At 55.5% G+C, this 18,031-nt stretch carries 16 protein-coding genes; all 16 read left to right on the plus strand.

Annotated features, from left to right (window positions below; translation table 11 throughout):
* Nucleotides 1-2 precede the first annotated feature (2 nt).
* The 16 genes from PKO02S_RS08525 to PKO02S_RS08600 all read left to right on the plus strand — a co-directional run bounded on the left by PKO02S_RS08525 (nucleotide 3) and on the right by PKO02S_RS08600 (nucleotide 18,010).
* Complete coding sequence (locus PKO02S_RS08525; RefSeq protein WP_127581110.1) at nucleotides 3-1,103, plus strand: NADH-quinone oxidoreductase subunit D; 1,101 nt, start codon at nucleotides 3-5, stop codon at nucleotides 1,101-1,103.
* Nucleotides 1,103-2,110, plus strand: coding sequence for an NADH-quinone oxidoreductase subunit NuoH (nuoH, locus tag PKO02S_RS08530; protein WP_127581113.1), 1,008 nt, complete (start codon nucleotides 1,103-1,105; stop codon nucleotides 2,108-2,110). The genes PKO02S_RS08525 and nuoH overlap by 1 nt, the downstream gene beginning before the upstream one ends.
* A gap of 28 nt (nucleotides 2,111-2,138) precedes the next feature.
* On the plus strand, nucleotides 2,139-2,594 hold the full coding sequence (nuoI, locus tag PKO02S_RS08535; RefSeq protein WP_127581116.1) for an NADH-quinone oxidoreductase subunit NuoI: 456 nt from the start codon (nucleotides 2,139-2,141) through the stop codon (nucleotides 2,592-2,594).
* Nucleotides 2,584-3,108: an NADH-quinone oxidoreductase subunit J gene (locus tag PKO02S_RS08540; protein WP_127581118.1), complete on the plus strand. Its 525-nt coding sequence runs from the start codon at nucleotides 2,584-2,586 to the stop codon at nucleotides 3,106-3,108. Before nuoI ends, PKO02S_RS08540 begins: the two co-directional genes overlap by 11 nt.
* A 4-nt stretch (nucleotides 3,109-3,112) precedes the next feature.
* Nucleotides 3,113-3,424 carry an NADH-quinone oxidoreductase subunit NuoK gene (gene nuoK, locus PKO02S_RS08545; RefSeq protein ID WP_127581121.1) on the plus strand — a complete coding sequence of 104 codons (312 nt, stop codon included), beginning with the start codon at nucleotides 3,113-3,115 and terminating at the stop codon, nucleotides 3,422-3,424.
* Between the two features lie 54 nt (nucleotides 3,425-3,478).
* Complete coding sequence (nuoL, locus tag PKO02S_RS08550; protein WP_127581124.1) at nucleotides 3,479-5,350, plus strand: NADH-quinone oxidoreductase subunit L; 1,872 nt, start codon at nucleotides 3,479-3,481, stop codon at nucleotides 5,348-5,350.
* Nucleotide 5,351: 1 nt separating this feature from the next.
* Nucleotides 5,352-6,986: a complex I subunit 4 family protein gene (locus PKO02S_RS08555; protein WP_127581127.1), complete on the plus strand. Its 1,635-nt coding sequence runs from the start codon at nucleotides 5,352-5,354 to the stop codon at nucleotides 6,984-6,986.
* Between the two features lie 6 nt (nucleotides 6,987-6,992).
* Nucleotides 6,993-8,546 (plus strand): NADH-quinone oxidoreductase subunit N, encoded by a 1,554-nt coding sequence (locus PKO02S_RS08560; protein ID WP_127581130.1) that lies wholly within the window; start codon nucleotides 6,993-6,995, stop codon nucleotides 8,544-8,546.
* A 189-nt stretch (nucleotides 8,547-8,735) separates the two neighbouring features.
* On the plus strand, nucleotides 8,736-11,513 hold the full coding sequence (locus PKO02S_RS08565) for a S8 family serine peptidase (RefSeq protein WP_246066882.1): 2,778 nt from the start codon (nucleotides 8,736-8,738) through the stop codon (nucleotides 11,511-11,513).
* 20 nt (nucleotides 11,514-11,533) lie between these two features.
* Complete coding sequence (locus tag PKO02S_RS08570) at nucleotides 11,534-11,785, plus strand: DUF1146 family protein (protein WP_127581132.1); 252 nt, start codon at nucleotides 11,534-11,536, stop codon at nucleotides 11,783-11,785.
* 239 nt (nucleotides 11,786-12,024) lie between these two features.
* On the plus strand, nucleotides 12,025-13,368 hold the full coding sequence (murA, locus tag PKO02S_RS08575; protein WP_127581135.1) for a UDP-N-acetylglucosamine 1-carboxyvinyltransferase: 1,344 nt from the start codon (nucleotides 12,025-12,027) through the stop codon (nucleotides 13,366-13,368).
* Nucleotides 13,369-13,560: 192 nt separating this feature from the next.
* Nucleotides 13,561-14,616, plus strand: coding sequence for a stage II sporulation protein D (gene spoIID / locus PKO02S_RS08580; protein ID WP_246066883.1), 1,056 nt, complete (start codon nucleotides 13,561-13,563; stop codon nucleotides 14,614-14,616).
* A gap of 81 nt (nucleotides 14,617-14,697) precedes the next feature.
* Nucleotides 14,698-15,423 (plus strand): M23 family metallopeptidase, encoded by a 726-nt coding sequence (locus PKO02S_RS08585; protein ID WP_127581138.1) that lies wholly within the window; start codon nucleotides 14,698-14,700, stop codon nucleotides 15,421-15,423.
* A gap of 172 nt (nucleotides 15,424-15,595) precedes the next feature.
* A complete protein-coding gene (spoIIID, locus tag PKO02S_RS08590) occupies nucleotides 15,596-15,883 on the plus strand; it encodes a sporulation transcriptional regulator SpoIIID (protein ID WP_127581141.1) in 288 nt (95 codons plus the stop codon).
* Between the two features lie 168 nt (nucleotides 15,884-16,051).
* Nucleotides 16,052-17,053, plus strand: coding sequence for a rod shape-determining protein (locus tag PKO02S_RS08595; protein ID WP_127581144.1), 1,002 nt, complete (start codon nucleotides 16,052-16,054; stop codon nucleotides 17,051-17,053).
* A gap of 57 nt (nucleotides 17,054-17,110) precedes the next feature.
* Entirely contained in the window at nucleotides 17,111-18,010 is a 900-nt protein-coding gene (locus PKO02S_RS08600) for a flagellar hook-basal body protein (RefSeq protein ID WP_127581147.1), read from the plus strand.
* Nucleotides 18,011-18,031 lie beyond the last annotated feature (21 nt).

Below are 18,031 nucleotides of genomic sequence, written 5' to 3' on the forward strand. Positions count from 1 at the left end.
TTTTGATTCGTACCGAAGAGCTGCTATTGAACGTCGGCCCCCAGCATCCGAGTACGCATGGCGTATTCCGGATTATCGTCAAGCTGGACGGCGAGCAAATTATCGAAGCCATCCCTGTAATCGGGTACTTGCACCGGGGCACGGAGAAGCTGGCGGAGGACCTGAACTACACGCAAATTATTCCTTATACCGACCGAATGGACTACGTCTCGGCGATGACGAACAACTACGTGCTCGTACATGCGGTGGAGACGATCATGCAGCTGGAAATTCCGGAGCGCGCGCAATATTTGCGCCTCATCGTGATGGAGCTGCAGCGGATCGCCAGCCACATGGTATGGTGGGGCACGTATTTGCTCGACATCGGGGCAATGAGTCCGTTCCTGTTTGCGTTTAAAGACCGTGAAGTCATCATCAATTTGTTCAATGAGCTTTGCGGCGCTCGCCTTACATACAACTACATGCGCGTAGGCGGCGTGAAATGGGATGCACCGGAAGGGTGGATTCAGAAGGTGCGGGAGTTCGTGCCGTATATGCGCAAACAGCTGAAGGACTACAACACGCTCGTGAGCGGCAACGAAATTTTCCTGCGTCGGATCAAGGGCGTAGGGCAATACGATGCGGCTACCGCGATCCAATACGGATTGAGCGGTGCGAACCTGCGTTCGACCGGCGTGAAGTGGGATCTTCGCAAAGATCAGCCATACGGCATCTACGATCGGTTCGATTTCGACGTGCCGGTTGGCGTCAACGGCGACTGCTATGACCGCTACCTGTGCCGGTTGGAAGAAATGCATCAATCGCTGCGCATCCTCGAGCAAGCCGTGGAGCAATTCCCGGCGGAAGGCGACATTATGGGCAAAGTGCCGCGGGTACTGCGTGCGCCTGAGGGTGAAGTGTATGTGCGGATCGAGTCGCCGCGCGGCGAGATCGGCTGCCACCTCATTTCGAAGGGCAAGGATAAGCCTTACCGCTTGAAGTTCAGAAGACCTTCTTTCGTTAACTTGCAGATTTTGCCGAAGCTGCTTGTCGGTCAATCCATGACGAACCTGATTACAATTCTGGGCGGCATTGACATCGTGCTTGGGGAGGTGGACGCCTAATGTTGACCATCCTGGAGGAAAGCCTTACTTGGGCCAACTTCGGCATTATGCTGTCCGTGTCGGTGCTGATGCTCCTGCTCGTATTGGGCTTCGTAACGTACGCGATCTACTTCGAGCGCAAATTCATCGGCTGGATGCAGTTCCGCCATGGCCCGACGAAGACGGGACCGCTCGGGTTGCTGCAATCGGTAGCGGACGTCGCCAAGCTGCTTATTAAGGAAGATACCATTCCGAAGCAAGCGGATCGCGAGCTGTTCATCCTGGCGCCGATCCTGACATTCGTACCATCGTTTACGGCACTGGCTACATTCCCCTTCACATCGACATGGCATTTCGCCGACCTCAATGTGGGCTTGCTCTATTATGCCGCGCTGTCCAGCATCTCGACCATCGGGATTGTATTGGGCGGCTGGGCTTCGAACAACAAATACGCTTTGCTCGGCGGCATGCGGTCCGCGGCTCAGATGGTCAGCTACGAAATTCCGCTTGTCATCTCCGTGATCGGGGTTATCCTGATGTCCGGCACACTGAATATGCGGTTGATCGTCGAAGGACAGCAAGGCTGGTTCTGGGACTGGAACTTCCTGCCGCAGCTCGTCGGCTTGATCGTCTTCGTCATCGCGGGCGTCTCCGAGCTGAACCGGACGCCGTTCGACTTGCCGGAAGCGGAGTCCGAGCTCGTGGCCGGCTATCACGTCGAGTATAGCGGCTTCCGTTTCGCCTTCTTCATGCTGGCGGAGTACGTGTATGTTTTCGCGATCTCTGCCTTGGTTACGATTTTGTATTTCGGCGGCTGGTATGCCCCGTTCCCGTTCCTGGATTTCATCCCGGGCATTATTTGGTTCCTGTTGAAATTCTCGTTCTTCGTCTTCTTCCTCTTCTGGTTGCGGGCGACACTGCCTCGGGTACGGGTGGACCAACTGATGGGCCTGGGCTGGAAAGTTCTGCTTCCCGTCGCGCTGGCCAACGTCTTCTTGACCGCCATCGTGCTGGAGTTTCTGCGATGAGACCACTGAATAACGGGGTGAATACCTGATGAAAGGCATAATTAAAGGACTCGGCTTGACCTTCAAGACGATGACGCAGAAAAAAGTGACGTATGCCTACCCGGACGCTCCGCTGGAACTGCCGGACCGGTTCCGCGGCATTCAGTTTCTGGATATCGAGAAATGCATCGTGTGCAACCAATGCGCCCGGATTTGCCCGACGGAATGCATCACGCTGACCGGGAAGAAAAATCCGGATCCGGAGAGCAAAGTGAAGCTCGTCTTGGATTCTTACGACATCAACTTCGAAATCTGTATTCTATGCGACTTGTGTACGGAAGTATGTCCGACGGAAGCAATCGTCATGACTAACAACTTCGAGCTGGCCAGCTATACGCGGGACGACCTGTTCAAGGACATGAACTGGCTGAACGAGAATAATACGAACGTGCGGAAAGAAAATACGCCGGGTGCGCCGAAGGGGGCGAAGAAGGATGCTGGATAATTTGGCCGCCTTCTTCTCGAGCGGATCGAATATCGTCTTTTTCGTTTTTGCCTTGTTCGCGATTGGCGGCGCGATCTTCATGATCAGCTTCACGAAGGTCGTCCACATGGTTGTTGCGATCGCTTCCTCCTTCATAAGCCTCGCAGGCTTATACGTGTTGCTGAATGCGGAATTTCTTGCCTTCGTGCAGGTGCTCGTCTACGCCGGCGCCATCTCGATCCTGATGATCTTCGGGATTATGATGACGCAGCATAAGGGCGAGGAAGAGGAACCGAAGCGAATGGCGCATCAGGTGCTGCTGGTGTTGGGGACGCTGGGTTTGTTCGGGATCATTTTCTACGCGGTGCAATCGGTAGAATTTCCGACAAGCGATGTGGAGCCGGTCGCAGACAACACGCTGGAAATCGGCAAGCTGCTGTTCAACCAATACGTCATCCCGTTCGAGCTGGTGTCCGTCCTTCTGACGGTCGCCTTCATCGGCGCCATCGTGCTTGCGAAGCGGGAGGAGGATTAAGCGCATGAGCAATACTATACTGCCCTACCTGACCTTGGCGGCCATTCTGTTCTGTATCGGACTCTATGGCGCCTTGTCCAAGAAAAACGCAGTCGTCGTGCTGCTGTCCATCGAGCTGATGCTCAATGCGGTCAACTTGAACTTGGTCGCGTTCTCCAAGATGGGTGTGAATCCGTCGATGACGGGTCAAATTTTCTCGCTGTTCAACATGGCCGTAGCCGCCACGGAAGCGGCCGTCGGGATCGCCATTCTCGTGGCGCTGTACCGCAACAAGGGTACCAGCGACGTAACGGAAATGACATTGTTGAAGAAGTAGTGCTTTCTAAGTGACTTGGTCTCGACTGAGGCCGGTCTTAAGGAGGAAATACCGATGGAATCCTACTCACAAATCGCGTGGCTGATCCCGTTGTTCCCGCTGGTCGCGTTTCTCGTGCTGATGGCGTTCGGAAGACAATGGAGAGAGCTCGGTCCCTACGTGGGCATTATCGCGACGCTGGCTTCCTTCATCCTCTCGCTGCTCGTCTGGATCGAACGGCTGGGGGACAAGGCGGACAACTACACGTGGAATGCGCTCGAGTGGCTTAAGGTGGGCGACGTCTCCATCCGGATGGGCTTTGAGATCAACAACCTCAACGCCTTGATGCTGGTGATCGTGTCCTTGGTCAGCTTGCTCGTCAATGTATATTCGAAAGGCTATATGCACGGAGACGACCGGATTACCGTGTTCTTCGGCTATGTATCCTTGTTCACCTTCGCCATGCTCGGCGTCGTCATTTCGGAGAATTTGCTGGAGCTGTATATCTTCTGGGAGTTGGTCGGTCTCGGCTCGTTCCTGTTGATCGGGTTCTGGTACCACAAGCCGGAAGCGCGAGCGGCGGCCAAGAAAGCATTCATCATGACGCGGATCGGCGACCTCGGCTTGCTGATCGCGATCCTGCTGCTGTTCTGGTACATCCCGAGCCACTCGCTCGACTTCACCAGCATCCACAACGCTTTGTCGGAGCAACTGATTCCGGACCATATCGTCACTTGGGTCGCGATTCTGATCTTCATCGGGGCCATCGGCAAGTCAGGTCAGTTCCCGCTGCATACGTGGTTGCCTGATGCGATGGAAGGCCCGACGCCGATCAGTGCGCTGATCCACGCCGCTACGATGGTTGCCGCCGGCGTTTACCTAGTGGCGCGCACGTTCGACATCTTCCAGGCTTCGGCCGTGGCGATGGATGTCGTGGCGTATGTCGGTGCGTTCACGGCGATTCTCGCTGCGACGATCGGTGTCGCGCAGAACGACATCAAGCGCATTCTCGCTTATTCGACCGTCAGCCAGCTCGGCTACATGATGCTGGCGCTCGGGATCAGCTCTACGATCACGGCCGGGATGTTCCACCTGTTCACGCATGCGTTCTTCAAAGCGCTGCTGTTCCTCGGTGCAGGTAGTATCATTCATGCCGTGCATACGCAGAACATCCATGAGATGGGTGGCCTGGCCAAAAAAATGAAAATTACGACTTGGACGTTCGCGATCGGAACGCTGGCGTTGTCGGGGATTCCGCCTTTCTCCGGCTTTTGGTCGAAGGACGCCATTTTGTACGAAGCTTATCATGGCGAGCATTGGGGATTGTTCGCTATTGGTCTTATCGCAGCGTTCTTCACCGCGTTCTACATGGCGCGCCTGTTCTTCCTCGTCTTCCTGGGCAAACCGCGTGGAACTAGCGAGGCCCACGAATCGCCTTCCGTTATGACTGTGCCGCTCGTTATTCTAGCGATACTGGCGCTTGGGGCAGGCTTCGTCCAGACGCCGTTCAACGGCTGGTTCGGCGAATGGCTGACCGGGACCGAGACGGCCGAGCACGAAGGGGCGGGACTCGTGATGATCGTGTCCACCATTGCCGGACTGCTGGGCATTTATCTGGGCTATATGATGTATCTGAACAATCGTATTTCCAGGGAAATAATATCCGGACCGGCTCCATGGCTGCATAAGCTCGTGCAGAACAAGTACTATCTGGACGAACTGTATTCCGCCATTATCGTGAAACCGCTCAAGGCGCTCGGCTCCATGCTTATCTTGTTCGATGAATTCATTGTAGACGGAATCGTTCGCTTATCGGCCGCCGCTGTCGGCGGTGTTGGCAAAGTCGGTTCTCGCGTTCAGAACGGGCAAGTGCAAACGTACGGTCTGTTGACCTTGTTGGGACTGCTCATACTAGCGCTGGCGCTTGTCGGAAGGAGGTTCATCTAATATGCTGGATAACTGGCCGATTTTGTCGATGATCACCTTCTCTCCGCTGCTCGGCATTCTCGTACTCCTTTTTATTCCCAAGGATAAAGGTCGTACGCTGAAGACGGTTGCGATTGTGACTACGCTCGTCCCGCTGCTGTTGTCCGGACTGCTCTATGCCGACTTCAAGCAAGACACGGATGAGATGCAATACAAAGAAGAAGTGAACTGGATCCAAGTCCCGTTGAATAAAGAAGTAGGCGAGATCAGCTCCCTGGAATCGTTCTACTACGAATTCAACTACACGATGGCTGTAGACGGCCTGTCGCTGCCGCTCGTGTTCCTGACCGCTCTAGTGACCGCCATGGCGGCGCTGGCTACGGTCCATCTGAAGAAACGCTGGAAGTCGTTCTATATCTGGTTCTTGATGCTCGAGGTAGGCATGTTCGGCGTGTTTATGGCGCGTGACTTGTTCCTCTTCTTCCTGTACTTCGAGCTGACGCTGATCCCGATGTTCTTCCTGATCGGAATATGGGGCTATATCAATCGGGAGAAAGCGGCCAACAAATTCCTGCTCTACAACGGGATCGGGTCGGCCATCATGCTGCTTGCCTTCCTGATCATTGTGAATACCGCCGGGTTCACGATGCTTCAGTCCGATACCGGCACGACTTTCTTCTACAGTGGAAGTGTAGATGTCATTGCCAAGAACTTGTTCCAAGACCCCGAATCGTTCGTGAACGCCACCGCGGAGATTATCCCGGACAACCCGTTCTACATGAGCGACACGATGAAATGGTCCTTGTTCTTCATGCTGCTGATCGCCTTCGGCATCAAGCTGCCGATCTTCCCGTTCCACACATGGATGCTCAAGGTGCATCAGGAGGCGCATCCGTCAGTCGTTATGATCCACTCCGGCATTTTGCTTAAAATGGGAGCTTACGGGCTGATCCGATTCGGGGTGCTGCTCTTCCCGGTGCAAGCGAAGGAGTGGGCCGTCGGACTGGCCATTCTAGGCGTGGTCAATATTTTGTACGGCGCGATTCTCGCGTTTCGTCAGAAAGACTTTAAGCTTATTCTGGCTTACTCGAGTATCAGCCATATGGGCATTGTGCTTCTTGGACTCGCCGCCTTCAACGAGATCGGCATGCAAGGCGCGATCTTCCAGCTCATCTCGCACGGCCTGATCTCGGCGCTGATGTTCCTCATCGTAGGCAGCCTCTACGAGCGGACGCAGACGACCGAAGTCGATCAGCTGGGCGGTCTAGCTTCGGCGCTGCCGTTCATCTGCGGCATTCTGATGCTGGGCGGCATGGCGTCGCTCGGACTCCCGCTGCTGTCGGGCTTCATGAGCGAGCTGCTCTCCTTCCTGGGGCTGTTCGACACCATGCCGGCCATCACGATTGTGGGTACACTAGGTGTTGTCTTTACAGCGGTATACGTGCTGCGAGGTATTCTGAAAGTAAGCTACGGCCCGATGCCGGAAGCATTCCGCTCCTTCAAGGATGCTCGCCTCATCGAGGCGGTGCCGATGATCGCGCTGGCTGCGTTCATCATCTTGCTCGGTGTGTATCCGGCGGTGCTAAGCCAGACCGTGCACTATACGGTGAGCGGCTTCGATCAATGGATTCAAAGTATTGTGAAGGTAGGGGGTTAGAGAGCGATGGAGGAGCTGCAACGTTTACAAGTCTCCGATTTGGCTCACTTGGCCCCGGAGCTCACACTGGTCATTACGGCGATCGTGTTGTCCTTGCTTGATTTGTTCTTACCCAGCCGGGTGAATCGTAATTTCGTAGGCTGGCTCTCGCTGGTCGGAATTGCAATTTCCGCTTTGTTCGTGGCGCTCGATATTCGCGAGCTGAATCCGATAGACGAAGCCACCGGCCTGCTGACATCGCTGGAGCCGGTTCGCCTGTTGGGCGAGAGCTTCCGCATCGACGACTTCGCGAACCTGTTCAAGCTGCTGCTGCTGACCGGCACGGCTCTTATCGTTCTGATGAGCCTTGGCTCCGTCAAGGACGAGGACATTCAGCATAAGGGCGAGTTTTACTACTTGTTCCTGCCGGCAGTAGTGGGAGCTATGGTGATGGCGTCCTCGGGCGACTTGATCACCTTGTTCGTCGGCCTCGAGCTGTTGAGCATCACCTCATACATCATGGTGGGGATGCGCAAGAAACACCTCGCCTCGAATGAAAGTGCGTTCAAGTATGTCGTGCTCGGTGGCATCTCGTCCGCAATCATCCTGTACGGGATGTCGTTCTTGTACGGGATTACCGGCTCGACCAACATCTCGGAGATCAACATAGCGATCTCGGGCGATTATGCCACCTTTGAGCCGATCATTTACCTGGCGTTCTTCCTGCTGCTGGCGGGCTTCGGCTTCAAGATCGCGGCCGCTCCGTTCCACATGTGGGCGCCTGATGTATACGAAGGAGCGCCTACACCGGTCACCGCCTTCCTGGCGGTCGTCTCGAAGGCGGCGGCGTTCGCTTTGGCCTTCCGTGTGTTATACAGCGTTTTCGCGCTTGGCAGCTTCCTGCAGTCCGATATCCACGAGGATATTTTCCTGGCAGTCGCCGTCCTGGCGGCCATCGCCATGATTGTAGGGAACGCGGTTGCTCTGAGACAGGTCAGCCTCAAACGGTTGTTGGCTTACTCGGGGGTCGCGAATGCCGGTTACTTGCTGGTGCCGATCTCGACAGGGTATGACATTGTGCACTACTCGAATTTCTCGGAGTTTTTCTTCTACCTGATCGCTTATCTGTTCATGAACATCGGGATCATCGCGATCTTCATGATGGTGAGCAACTCGACCAAGAACGAAGAGATTTCCGCGTTTGCCGGTCTGTATTATCGAGCTCCTGGCACGGCGGTTGCAGCTGTCATTCTGATCTTGTCCTTGGCAGGGTTGCCGATTACTGGAGGCTTCTTCGGGAAGCTCTACATCTTGCTCGGTACGCTGCAGGTCCATGATTACTGGCTGGCGGCGATCCTGATCGGAACGAGCGTCATTTCGTTCTACTATTATTTCGGGATCATCCGCCAAATGTTCATGCGCTCGACATACACCGAGTCGGAATTCCAGTGCACGCTTCCGCAGCAGATCACAGTCTGGATCTGTGCCGCCGCTACGGTAGCGATGGGGATATTCCCGGGGTACGTACTGCGTTGGATCGAGTCGATCGTCAGCTTGTCCAACGACTTTTTCATCCGGTAAACGGGATGGTCCGAAGCTCTCTTGCCCTTCCGGGGCGAGGGAGCTTCTTTGCGTTTGCGTCGAAAGATGTAACATTTTATTTATCCGGAGAAACCGAGACTTTGAGGGGGTTCTTTGTTACAATAGAAGGGATCGCTACAGCCATTCATTCTTTTCTATGTCATAACGTTACAAAGGAAATTCATTCCTATGATAGATCCTGCAAAATTCCGGTGGGTCCTGTTGCTGGCTCTGGTAGTTCTGCTAGCGACGGGCTTATTGCCGCCTGCCCCTCCCCTCGCCGCACCCCAACTCGTACAAGCCGATGACCTCTCCAATTCGACCTGGCTGATGAAATGGTCAGGGGCGCCTCCCGAAGCCTTCCTGCGAACAAGCCATATTGTGAGCCATAATCCGGAGACCGGCATATGGGTGGCAGGGCCCGGAGAGGGAGTTGATGCGTTCGAATGGCGTGAGCATTGGAGGCATGCTGAAGGCGTCGACTATATGACGACGAATCAGACGGTGCGGCTGTCCGCGGTGAAGCCGAACGACCCTTTCGTGAGTCGCCAAAAGTATCTGGAGCAAATTCACGCCGAAGAAGCATGGGCGGTATCCGTCGGTAACGAGTCGCTCATTATTGCATTGGTCGATACAGGGGTCGATCTGGATCACCCGGATCTCAAAGACAATCTCGTCCCCGGCATTAATTTGATTCAGCGCAACGCACCTCCGCAAGACGACAATGGACATGGAACGAGCGTAGCAGGAGTACTCGGGGCCGTGGGCAATAATAATAAAGGAATCAGCGGCGTGTTGTGGAAAGCTCGGATTATGCCGATCAAGGCGCTCGGGGCAAAAGGGGTCGGCGACGAGGACAAGCTGGGCGAAGGCATTCGCTATGCCGTGGACCATGGGGCAAAAATTGTCGTGCTGTCGGTCGGCCTGCTGCGCAACGACCCGTATCTGGAAGAAATCGTTGATTATGCGGAAAAGAAGGACGTGTTGCTCGTAGCCGCCACAGGCAACGACGAAGGCGAGCATGTGCGATATCCCGCCGCTTATCCGACCGTACTGGGGGTTGGCGGGCTGCGCACGGATAATCTGGTTGAATACCGGTCGAATTATGGCAACGAAGTCGATCTTGTCGCCGCTTGGTCGGTTTATACAACGGCACCAGGTGGCAAGTATGTATACAATGAGGGCAGCTCGATGGCAGCCCCGCAAGTGGCGGCCGCCGCTGCCCTCGCCTGGAGCCGCAATCCTGGCATGAAGGTGCATGAGCTGCGCAATTTGCTTCGCCAGACGGCACAGGATGTAGCGGAGCCGGGATGGGACAACCATACGGGATATGGGCTCCTGCGTGTGGATCGCGCGGTGAATCAGCTCTATGTCGAGGACATGTACGAACCGAACGATACGGTGGCGGCAGCCAAGCCGTTTCCGTTGAACCAGATGGTGATGGGGGAGCTGAGGGGAGGGCGCGATGTGGATTGGTTTACGCTCCATATCCCCTATGACGGAACGATCAAGCTAGACGTTCGCTCCGAGTTGCCTGCGCCTGCAGGCACCCAACTGCTCCATCTGGGACCGAATCAGACGACGCCGGACATTTTCGCCGCCGACAGCTCGAGTATGCTGGAGCTACAGGTTCAACGGGGGACTCACTGGTTCGCGCTGCAGCAAACGAATAATAGCGCGGCCTCCCGCTGGAAGTATCGGTTCACGAACACGTTCCGAATCGGCCCCGATGCGTTTGAGGATAACGACCGATCGTTCAAGGCGTTCCGCCTCGCGCCTCGCAGCCAGACGATCAGCGGAACGTTCGATCATGATGGCGACGAGGATTGGTTTACCGTGACGATGACGCAATCCGGGACGATGTCGCTCCGTGTCTCGGTCGATACGAAACGCATTGACTTGGTGCTCAAGGTGCAGAAGCGCGGAGAGTCCATCACGACGATTGACTCCAACGGAGACGGAGAACCGGAGGAATATCGGTTCGAGGCGTTTCCCGGGACGTATTATTTTGCCGTCGACAAAACATCACCGAGGGCGCTTGCAGGCACCTATACCGTCGACCTGCGGATCGAGGCGAAGCTGCTGGATCCGAACGAGCCGAACGACAAATCGTTTCAAGCGTCCTCGCTCGGCAACCGTTATCCGTTGGAGGGCGTCTTGGACCGGAGCGACGGCTTGCCCGATATCGACTGGTTCCGGATCAGCATCGCAGAAGAGAGCTTGTTACGACTGGGCTTGAGTCAAATTCCGACCGACCGCAGGATCAGGATGGAGCTATACTCAGGAGCGTTATCCGAAATCACGAACCGAGAGAACGCTCTCGGGGTATCGTCGATGGAGATCGTTCAGCGCGTTATCCCAGGCACGTATTTCGTCCGACTCACCTCGGATGCGAATTTCAGAAGCCAGATGTACCGGCTGGAAGCTCAAGTGGATCGGCTTGTCGAAGGCTATACCGATATCAGCGGGCATTGGGCGGAAGCCTCGATTGTCGACCTGACCCGGCGTATGATCTTCCAGGGGTATGGCGACTTCGCCTTCTACCCCGAGCAGTCGATTACTCGAGCGGAGGCCGTCGCCACCTTGGTTCGTACATTCGGCTATACGAAGCAGAAATCCATAAGCTATCCGGATTTACTGCCGGCCCATTGGGCCTATAACGCCGTTTCGCTAGCGGCCCAAGCGGGATTGACGAGCGGCTATCCGGACGGAACGTTTCAACCGGACCGGCCGCTTAATCGAGTTGAAATGACCGTGCTGCTCGCGAATGCGCTAGGGATTGTCGGCAAGCAGCGGGGGAATATGCCGTTCAGCGATGTGGACGATAATTATTGGGCGACGCCTATACTGAAGCAGATGAAGATGGAGGGCTGGATCACCGGGTACGAAGACGGATCGTTCCGGCCGGAGACTCTATCAACCCGGGCGGAATTCGCTACGCTTCTGGCCCGCGTCATCGCTAATTAGACAGGAGGAGGGCAGTACGGATGACTCCGATGGATGAAGTGCAAAATTCGCTTGCCCTGTCCGGTCTTGCGTATATATGCATCGTGCTGATCGCGATATTCGGCTCGTGGTGGGCGCTTCAGCAGTTTCGCTTCGATCTGTTCGTGCGTAATCCGAGGAGCGCTCCCGCCAAAGTGCTCCAAGTGTTGCTTTCCATTGCGCTCGGGTATCAAGTCGCTCGGTTTATAATCGATTATTTCAATTGGACCCAATTGCTCCAAGGCCTGTTCTGAGGAATGGCGGGCCTTGACGAGCGTTGTCGAATAACATCCTTTTTTGTTGTCAACACTGGTAGTAGAGCCATAAAATCTTTTCAGGCTACCGTGCCAAACGGACGATGGCCTGCGAAGACTGTATACGGCAGATGTGCAAGCAGGAATCCATTTACAGTTGTTCCGCCCCGGGGCCGATGCTAAACTGGACGATGGGCTTTTGGAACAAGTACACTTTCAGGCTCGCGGAGGGGATCAAGATGAGCAAAATTATCGTCCGCGGGGGCAAGCGATTAGCTGGGCACGTTCGGGTGAGCGGTGCGAAAAACGCCGTACTGCCTATAATCGCCGCCTCATTATTAGGGTCGGAGGGAGAAAGCGTCATCCAAGATGCACCTCCGCTTGACGACGTTATGACGATCAGTGAAGTATTACGGAGCTTGGGCGTCCAAATCGCTTACAAAGATGAAGTGCTGCGTGTGGATGCAGAGCGGATTATCGCTTGTGAAGCCCCTTACGAACAAATACGAAAAATGCGGGCGTCGTTTCTGGTGATGGGGCCGCTATTGGCGCGCAAAGGCTATGCCAGAATCGCTCTGCCCGGCGGCTGCGCGATCGGCACGCGTCCGATCGATCAGCATCTGAAGGGCTTCGAAGCGCTTGGCGCTGAGATCGACCTGGGGCAAGGCTATATCGAGGCGCGGGTGCGCGGCCGGCTGCAAGGGGCGAAGGTATACCTGGACGTAGCCAGCGTCGGTGCGACGGAGAACATCATGATGGCCGCTACATTGGCGGAAGGCACGACCACGATCGAGAATGCGGCGTGTGAGCCGGAAATCGTCGATCTGGCCAATTACTTGAATGCAATGGGCGCACGGATTCGCGGAGCGGGAACGGGTATGATTCGCATTGAAGGCGTAGAGAAGCTGAGGGGTGTCGTACATACGGTCATTCCGGATCGCATCGAAGCCGGCACGTACATGATTGCAGCCGCTATTTCCGGCAGCCAGGTGTACATCGAAGGCGCTATCGGCGACCACCTGCGGCCTGTTATCTCCAAGCTCCAGGAGATGGGCGTTACGATCATTGAGGACGAGAACGGCATAACGGTACGGGCGGACGGATCGCTGCGTGCGGTGGACGTCAAGACGTTGCCGTATCCGGGTTTCCCGACCGACATGCAGTCTCAGATGATGGCGCTCCTGCTCGTCTCGGACGGCACGAGCCTTATCACGGAGACCGTGTTCGAGAATCGGTTTATGCATGTCGATCAGTTCAAGCGCATGCAGGCCCACATTCACGTAGACGGCCGGACGGCGATCGTCAGCGGCAACAAGAGGCTGAAGGGCGCAAAAGTATGTGCGACCGATCTCCGGGCAGGAGCCGCTCTGATCTTGGCTGCACTGGTGGCGGACGGAGAGACGGAAATTTCCGGCGTGCATCATATCGACCGCGGCTATGTCGACATCGCGCGCAAGCTGCAGAGCTTGGGCGCCGACATTCGCCGTTACGACAGCGAGAAGGCGGAGCAATCGGTCCGGGAAGACAAAGAAGCGGCCGAGCTGCCGCTGTTCACGATCCAGCCCCAGCCGAGCTGGGCCTAACCAGAACGAAAAGTCCGACGCTATGCAGGTAAGAGCATGGCGGCGGGCTTTTTTGTACATTTACTAACCTAGAAGACTAGCGGCAATGAAACACATCCCTCTTCCAACTTCGGTTCTAGCAACTCCTTCGCTCTCATAAACTGATAAAGTCCAGGCAGCGACAACGAGATGATGAAGGAGAAGGAGAATCCGATGAACAAATTGGTGGCGCGGTTGCAGAAATCGTCGGCTCCCTGGGGCTTGATCGGCCTGGGGGCGCTGCTTATCGTATCTATTTTTATCCCGGTGCTTCTAGTAGATCGTTCGCCGAGTCAGCCGAGAGAATCCGGTTTCCTCGGGCAGCCGTTCGTGCAGGGAAATGGCGCACAAGGCGAAATGGCGAAGCCGGTGACGATTCCGGTATACCGGACGACGTCTCATCGTATCGATCAAGTGCCGCTCGAGGTATACGTGCGAAACGTGCTGGCGGCGGAGATGCCGGCGGAATTCGAGCTCGAGGCGCTCAAGGCGCAAGCGATGGCCGCTCGGACTTACATCGTTAAGCGGCTGGTCGAACAGGATGTCAGCAACGTCCCAGTATCCGGCGCTCTGGTGACCGATACGGTGGAGCATCAAGCCTATTTGTCGGAAGAAGAGATGAAGACAGCCTGGGGAGCCGAAGTGTTCGCCGCTCGGATCGAGAAGCTGAATCGAGCGGTGGGCGAGACTCGCGATCAGATTATTACGTATAAGGGTCAGCCGATCTTGGCCGCTTTCTTTTCTACAAGCAACGGGTATACGGAAAACTCGGAAGACTATTGGTCGACGTACATACCTTACCTGCGCAGCGTGCCGAGTCCATGGGACAAGCAGCTGTCGCCGAAATACGAGCAAAAGGTCGTGCTGCCGACGAAACAGGTGTTCCAGATGCTCGGGATCCCGTCCGCCTTGCCGGTGACGACCGGTACTTCGGCGATGCGGATCATGGAATCTACCGAAGGACATCGGCTTAAGCGCGTTCAGATCGCAGGCAAACAATTTTCCGGCCGCGATGTAAGAGAGAAGCTCGGTCTCGCATCCTCGCAATTTACGTGGAAGGTGAAGGGGGCGGAAATCGAGATTACGACTTACGGCTACGGCCACGGAGTAGGCATGAGCCAGTGGGGCGCGAACGGCATGGCGCAGCAAGGCTATGACGCGCAAGCGATTGTCCAATACTACTATCAAGGCGTGGGCCTTCAGGCGGCTTCAAGTCTTCTGAACGGATAAAATGAAATTGCTAGAAAAAATCTATCACTCTGCGTATAAAACCTATCGATCTGGTCAGACTGGTTGATGAGGTGATAACCAATGAGTGATCAAAACAAAGAGACTCAGGTCAAACAAAGCGCTCCGAAAACGAATACCGGAGCCGAGACGGTCAAACTGTCCACATGGAAAAGGTTAACCGCGAAGAAGTGGGTATTTCCTGCAACGTACATGGCAGCCGCGGCAATTATTCTAACCCTCATGTGGGTGTACCAGGATGGAGGCACTCAGCCGACGTCCGATTCCACAGGAGTGGAAGTCAGCAAGACCCAGCCCGATGCGTCCAAAAATCCGGATGCCGTCGCGGTAGGCGCAACTGCCGAAACACTGCAATGGCCGGTTAAAAGTGTCGGTGACGTCGATGTGCTGATGAACTTCTTCGACAGCAAAGCTTCGAATGAAGTGAGACAAGCCGCGATGATCGAGTATGGCGACACCCTGACTCCGCATATGGGCATCGACTTGGGCCGGGATGACGACAAGACGTTTGAAGTGGCGGCTGCCGCCGGAGGGAAAGTAACGCGAGTCGAGACCGATCCTCTAGTAGGCCAACTGGTTGAGATTACGCACAGCAATGGCATCGTCACGATCTACCAAAGCTTGGCCGACGTGAAAGTCGCCAAGGACGCGCAAGTGAAGAAGGGCGATGTGATCGCTTCGGCCGGCCGCAGTGAGCTGGAGAAGGAAATGGGTTACCACATCCACTTCGAGGTTCGTCAAGACGGTACGCCGGTTAACCCGGAGACGCTGCTCGGTCAAAAGCATTAAGCTCGATTCCGTAAAACGGAGGACTTCGGTTCTCCGTTTTTTTTGCGAATGTCAGAGAGTCGTCCCACAAAATTATTTGTACGTGCAAGCTTGTCAGCTTAGGAAACAAAGAATATATGGCCCTGCCCCTCATATACTGTACCAAACTAACTCGAGCAGGGAGGCGAGGGGAGTGCACGATTACATCAAAGAGCGTACGATCAAGATCGGGCGCAGTCTTGTGGAGACAAGACAGACCGTGCGCACGATAGCCAAGGAATTTGGAGTATCCAAGAGCACTGTGCATAAAGATCTGACCGAGCGGCTGCCGGAGATCAATCCGGAGTTGGCCAATCAAGTCAAGCTGATCCTGGAGTATCACAAGTCCATTCGCCATTTAAGGGGAGGAGAAGCGACGAAAGTGAAATACAAGCGGACCCGTTCGCCGAAATCGGCGGATCATCTGGTCACGGCCCGCTAAGTCTTGCCCTCCCGCCTTGTAAAAAACTCCCCACCTAATAGATGCGCCTCCTCATAAGTTTTAGATTAAAAAAAGAGGAATTTTGCAAAAGCTGTCGAAATAGATATACTTACTGTGTAAAACGGGCTATAGTCGTGGCGGACGGATTTCAGGGAGGACTCATCGTTCATGTTCAGTAAAGATATAGGAATTGACTTAGGTACGGCTAATGTCCTCATTCATGTCAAAGGGCGCGGCGTGGTGCTTGACGAGCCTTCGGTGGTCGCCATCGAAAGCGAAACCAAGCGGGTGCTTGCTGTAGGCGAAGAAGCTCACCGGATGGTGGGACGGACGCCCGGCAGCATCATCGCGATTCGCCCTCTGAAGGATGGGGTTATTGCCGATTTCGAAATTACCGAGATGATGCTCAAGCATTTCATCCAGAAGGTCGGGGGCAAGCGGTGGTATTCGCATCCGCGCATTCTGATCTGCGCGCCTACCAACATTACGTCGGTGGAGCAGAAGGCGATCCGCGAGGCGGCGGAACGGAGCGGCGCTCGGGAGGTGTTCCTCGAGGAGGAGCCGAAGGCTGCGGCGATCGGAGCCGGTATGGATATTTTCCAGCCTTCGGGCAATATGGTCGTCGACATCGGAGGAGGCACCACGGACGTGGCCGTCCTTTCCATGGGCGACATCGTCACCGCTTCTTCCATTAAAGTAGCGGGGGACAAGTTCGACTCGGCGATCATGAAATACATAAAAAGCAAGTACAAGCTGCTGATCGGAGAACGGACGTCGGAGGACATCAAGCTGAAGATCGGCACGGTGTATACGGAAACGCGCAACGAGCAGATGGACATTCGCGGCCGCGATATGGTATCGGGGCTGCCACTCACGGTAACGATCCATTCCAGCGAAGTGAAGGAAGCGCTCTGGGAGTCAGTCTCCGCGATCGTCCAGGCGGCCAAGATCGTGTTGGAACGGACGCCGCCGGAGTTGTCGGCGGACATCATCGACCGAGGCGTCATTTTGACGGGTGGAGGCGCGCTGCTGCACGGTATCGACCAACTGCTGGCGGACGAGCTTAAGGTTCCGGTGTTGATCGCCGAAGACCCGATGCACTGCGTGGTCAACGGGACCGGTATCATGCTGGACAACCTCGATAAAGTCACTAGAAAAAAACTCGGCTGATCCGCCGATATATAATGTAGAAACTCATTATTCCATTCCACACGCTGGAGGGATCCCATGTTAAGAGGAATGTACACCGCTACGGCGGGCATGCTGTCGCAGCAGCGGAAGCACGATACGGTCACGAACAACATCGCGAACATCAATACGCCGGGGTTCAAGATGAGCCGTATGGTGTCGCGCTCATTTCCGGAGATGTTGATTGCGCTGACGGAAGGCGAATCGCTCGGCGCTCCCCGCACGTCGATGGGGCGCCTCAACACAGGCGTGCTCGCCGAAGAAGCGCTGACGGTGAACGTCCAGGGCGATTTGCGGGAGACGGGAAGCCCGTTCGACTTCGCTTTGGTGTCGGACATTCAAGTGGAGGGCCTCCAGTTCAATAACGGGAAGACAATTACGGAAGACGGCGAGCGGATCTTCCAGCCGCAAGCGTTCTTCACTGTGCTGAATGCGGACGGAGAGCAGCGATATACGCGCAACGGCAAGCTGACGGTGGACTCTGCGGGCCAACTGGTGACCGCGGAGGGTTTCCGCGTGGCTGGGCTGGACGGAGAACCGATCGTGCTGATTCATCCGGACACGGGTAATCCGATCCCGAATGTAACGGTGAATCGGCGGGGGCAAATTCTCGATTCGGTGGACGGTCGCAACATCCTGGATGCGGCTGGACAACCTATCACTTTGCTGATCAGCCGAGTGGAAGAACCGTTGCGGTTAATTGCGGAGGGCAGCGGCGTGCTGCGCAATGACGAGACAGCCCCGTCTGCGATCGCACCGATTAATCCGACCGACAACGTGCAGGTGCGCCAAGGGTTCATAGAGCGCTCCAACGTCGATCCGACGCAAGCGACGGTCGATCTTATGACCGCTACTCGGATGTACGAGGCGAATCAGAAGATGGTGCAGTATTATGACCGCAGCTTGGAGATGGCGGTCAATGATGTCGGCCGGGTCTAAATTTAGCAGGTTAGGGGGTTC

Source organism: Paenibacillus koleovorans NBRC 103111, assembly GCF_004000845.1.
Taxonomy (GTDB): domain Bacteria; phylum Bacillota; class Bacilli; order Paenibacillales; family NBRC-103111; genus Paenibacillus_AA; species Paenibacillus_AA koleovorans.